At 63.5% G+C, this 3,555-nt stretch carries 3 protein-coding genes; 2 read left to right on the top strand and 1 reads right to left on the bottom strand.

The genetic code is table 11. The annotated features are described in order from the left end of the window. Positions 1-1,988: Ti-type conjugative transfer relaxase TraA (gene traA / locus BRAO375_RS22755; RefSeq protein ID WP_035641690.1), on the bottom strand; the 1,988-nt coding region annotated here is incomplete at its 3' end. 170 nt (positions 1,989-2,158) lie between these two features. Here traA and BRAO375_RS36495 point away from each other — a divergent pair. Together BRAO375_RS36495 and BRAO375_RS22750 are read left to right on the top strand one after the other, a co-directional pair. After that, the gene (locus tag BRAO375_RS36495; protein WP_083842517.1) at positions 2,159-2,485 is read left to right on the top strand and encodes a conjugal transfer protein TraD; all 327 of its coding nucleotides are present in this window, start codon (positions 2,159-2,161) and stop codon (positions 2,483-2,485) included. 1 nt (position 2,486) lies between these two features. Continuing rightward, positions 2,487-2,732, top strand: coding sequence for a conjugal transfer protein TraD (locus BRAO375_RS22750; RefSeq protein ID WP_009029802.1), 246 nt, complete (start codon positions 2,487-2,489; stop codon positions 2,730-2,732). Positions 2,733-3,555: the final 823 nt, after the last annotated feature.

Genomic DNA, 3,555 nt, shown 5'->3' with positions numbered 1-3,555 from the left:
TAGCCATGGTCGAGCCGATTGTAATCCTTGAGGTCGAAGCGCACGGATCGGCCATCGTCGGTCTGCACGGCTATGGACTGCGCGCTGACGTGCTCGATGGTCCCGAGCGTGCCATTCTTGACGCCAAGGCCGCGCTCGTTCTGCAGGAACATCACCCGATCCCCGCTGGCAAAGTTTCTCGCGCCGCGCTCGACCGTCACCTCCACCTCGTCGCCGAGATCGCCCGCTGCCCGCATGCGCTCGCGCGCTGCCTCGTTCAGGATGCGGACCTCGTCATTGGTGTGAGTGAGGATGATCCGGCTCCCATCCGGTGACGCCAGCCGGTCGCGATCCCATCGCTCGATCAGATCGCGCCGGGTCTGCTCGCGAGTCTCGGCCTCATGCACCATGCCGTGGGCGCGGTACGCCTCAAGCGCATGGCCCACCTTGCCAGTCGCCAGATTGCGCGTGGCGTCGCGCTGCCAGTCCTCTCGCTGACGGCGCACTTCGCCGATCTCGGCGCCGCCGTGACGCTCATGAATCGACCGGAACGCCGCGCCGGCTTCGATCGCCTGGAGCTGTTGCGGATCACCGACCAGCACCACCTTGGCTCCACGCTCGGCAGCATGTGACAGCACGCGCTCGAGCTGCCGCGTGCCGACCATCCCCGCCTCGTCGATGACAAGCACATCGCTCGATTTGAGCAGATCACGGCCCTGTCCCCAGCCATGCTCCAGGCTGGCGATCGTGCGCGACGCAATGCCCGATCCGCTTTCGAGGTTTTCCGCGGCAATGCCGGACAGCGCCACACCACGGACCTCGAAGCCTGCCGCCTCCCAGGCCTCCCGCGCCACCCCCAGCATTGCGCTCTTTCCCGTCCCGGCATGGCCAACCACGACGCCGAGATCGCGTCTATTCGTGACATGCGCCAATGCTTCAGCCTGCTCCGGCGAAAGCACCAAGCCGCGCGCTGCCGCGCGCGCCAAAGCTGCCCTGCGCTCAGCATCTCGCACTTCATGGCGCTCCCGTCCCGCCATCAGTTCGGCGGCACGGTGCAGCCGCTGTTCTGCCTCGATCATTCCGCGGCTGGTGAAACGGTCTTCGCCGCGGGCGTCCTTGCCGAGTTCGACCAGATCGGGCGCTCCCTGCATTGCGCCCACGACCGCGCTGAACTGGTCGAGCCCGTCACTGTGCCGGTGCGCGAACTTGGCGAGATCGCGGCGTGTGAAGGTCGATTGCTGCTGGGTAATCGCGTCCAGTCCAACGGAGGGATCGGCAATGATCCGCGCGCCGTTGTTGCGAGCGATCTCGCGGTGCATCTCGGCGCGGTCGGCCTCAAACCGTTCGCCTGCAATGCCCCGGAGCTCGATCCGTTTGGCGGGCGCGCCGATCTGGCTTTGCGGCTCCAACGCAATGCCCTGGGCTTCCAGACTGCGATGGTCGATCCTGGCGTCGATGTCGAGTTCAGCCAGCCGCTCGTTGACAAGCTCGGCCCAGCGTGTGCGACAGCGCTCGACCATCTCCGTGCGATTCCAGTCCCGGACCTTCCGGCCAAAGCCGTTCTCGTCGACCGCGCGCATGGTGAGCATCACATGGGCATGGGGCTTGGGCATGCCGTCCTCACCCCTGTCCCAATGCACATTGAGATCAGCAACCATACCCACGTCGACGAACTCACCGCGCACGAAGTCCCGAGCCAGCTCGATGCCCTGCGCCTCAGTCAGTTCTCGCGGAAGGGCGAACTCGACCTCCCGGGCAAGCTGGGCGTCCTTCCGGACTTCGAACGCTTCGACATCGTTCCAGAGCCGCTCGCGGTCGCTCCATGCCTCCGGCGCATTCTCCGGCAGCATCACCTCGGAATGAACGACGCCGCGCTTCCCGGAAAAATCCTGCTGACGGCCCAGGCGCTGGTCGCGCAAGCGCGAGCCGGAGCGGTAAGCCGCCGCAGCCACCGCGCTGCTGCCAGCCTTCCGGCCAATGACCTTGACGTGAAGATGATAGATCGCCATCGCGATCCAATCACTGGCACAGCGAAGCGCACGTCGGAACGACGTATAAGCGCGCCCTCCCTCGAAAAAATCTCGGGAGGGATCGCACTGTCCCAGGATGTCCTACCGACCTTACAGCATTCTGCGGTGTGCTCGCCTATCATTTCTCCATCGAACTCATGGAGACGACGATGCGCAAACCACGAGACTTTGACGCGGACCTGAAGGCACTCGAAGACAAAGCACGAGGCCTGAAGACCCGCAAAGTGCGTCAGCTCGGCGAATTGGTCATCGCCACCGGTGCGGACGCACTCAGCGCGGACGAACTGGCGGGCGCACTGATCGTTTTGGCTGAGACAAAGGAACCCGGGAAGAGGGAGGCATGGGCCAAGCGCGGGGCCTCCTTTTTTCAAGGCCGGTCGCGGCGAAATGCGCCAGCAGCTGACCGCAACTCTAGTGTCGCTCCTGCGCAACCAAGCGGCCCGCAATCGCCATCAGGCCGTCAGGGCGCGAGATGACATGCGCAAGTGGCAGGTTGAGCGCCGCAAACGCACCCGGCACCTTATCGAACTCGGCGGGCTTGTCATCAAGTCTCGCATCGCACACTTGGCCGGCGACAACCGCGCAATGATCTACGGCGCGCTACTCTGGATAGCGGAAAGGCTTGAAAGTGAGCAGGGCGCACGGGCGCGCGCGATCTGGAGCGAGAAAGGAAGCCAGGCGTTCGAGGCTGACCTGGCGGTCAAAGGTGACCCACGGACGTAGCGAGTCAGTGCCTACAAACGTGAGCTACATACCACTCCGACATCGAGACCGCGCAGTCCTCGGCAAACCCGCTCGGTAACGCTGCGGAAGACGCCTCTCAGGATTGGGACAAAACCCTCCATGCGACGAGCTGTCGCTTGATCGATTTGCACGTGAACGAAAGCCAAAGGCGACTAACGTGAGTCAAAGGTGCCCGAGGAACGTGTCGCATAGAAAGGGGGGTTGCTCACCGAGGAAGCAGGCGTCAGTAGGAGGTGCAGGATGTCCCGCAAAAACTCAGAGACCGAACGCTTCGGAGGCCCAGGTTCGTCCCGGCAGGATCGAAAGCATCCAGAGAAAGGCGGTCGAGAGCATGACCGGCCGACCTCAGGTTCGCCTACGAATAGCAGGCGTTCGACTGTCTCTGGCGGGGGAGGAGAACGTGACTTGCATCATACCCATGATGATCAGGAGAGGAGCTGAAGTGCTTTCCGTCGCCCGATCGTCCAGCGGCTTTGGCGGCTGCCAAATTCGATCTGAACCTTTACAGCCGCGGGGTACTATAGGCACTTGATCGCCCCACTCTCAATCGCGCGGTAGACTAAGCCGCGCTTGCTCATCCAGGTAAGTGAGGCAAGTGCGGCGTCGCAAATATGCGACGAAGCAGCCAAAGTTGTCGACTAGGTCAAGCACCAGCCCCTCGTGCTCGGCCGGCGGGCGGCAGAGATCGCAATGAACGCTTGGCGGCAACTGAAGCTTATCCTCAAGACCCGCTGGGGCGAGTTTTGCTGGCAAGGCGCGAGCGCGCAGAGATAATCCGACGCTGCGTTGGGTCGTCGGTCTG

The sequence above is a fragment of the Bradyrhizobium sp. ORS 375 genome (assembly GCF_000239775.1).
In the GTDB taxonomy this organism is placed as follows: Bacteria; Pseudomonadota; Alphaproteobacteria; order Rhizobiales; family Xanthobacteraceae; genus Bradyrhizobium.
This window is presented reverse-complemented; position numbering and strand designations above follow the sequence as displayed.

Excerpts from the sequence above, each read along its gene's own strand:
- BRAO375_RS36495 (WP_083842517.1), top strand. The coding sequence starts at position 2,159 with ATGCGCAAACCACGAGACTTTGACGCGGACCTGAAGGCACTCGAAGAC.
- BRAO375_RS22750 (WP_009029802.1), top strand. The coding sequence starts at position 2,487 with ATGCGCAAGTGGCAGGTTGAGCGCCGCAAACGCACCCGGCACCTTATC.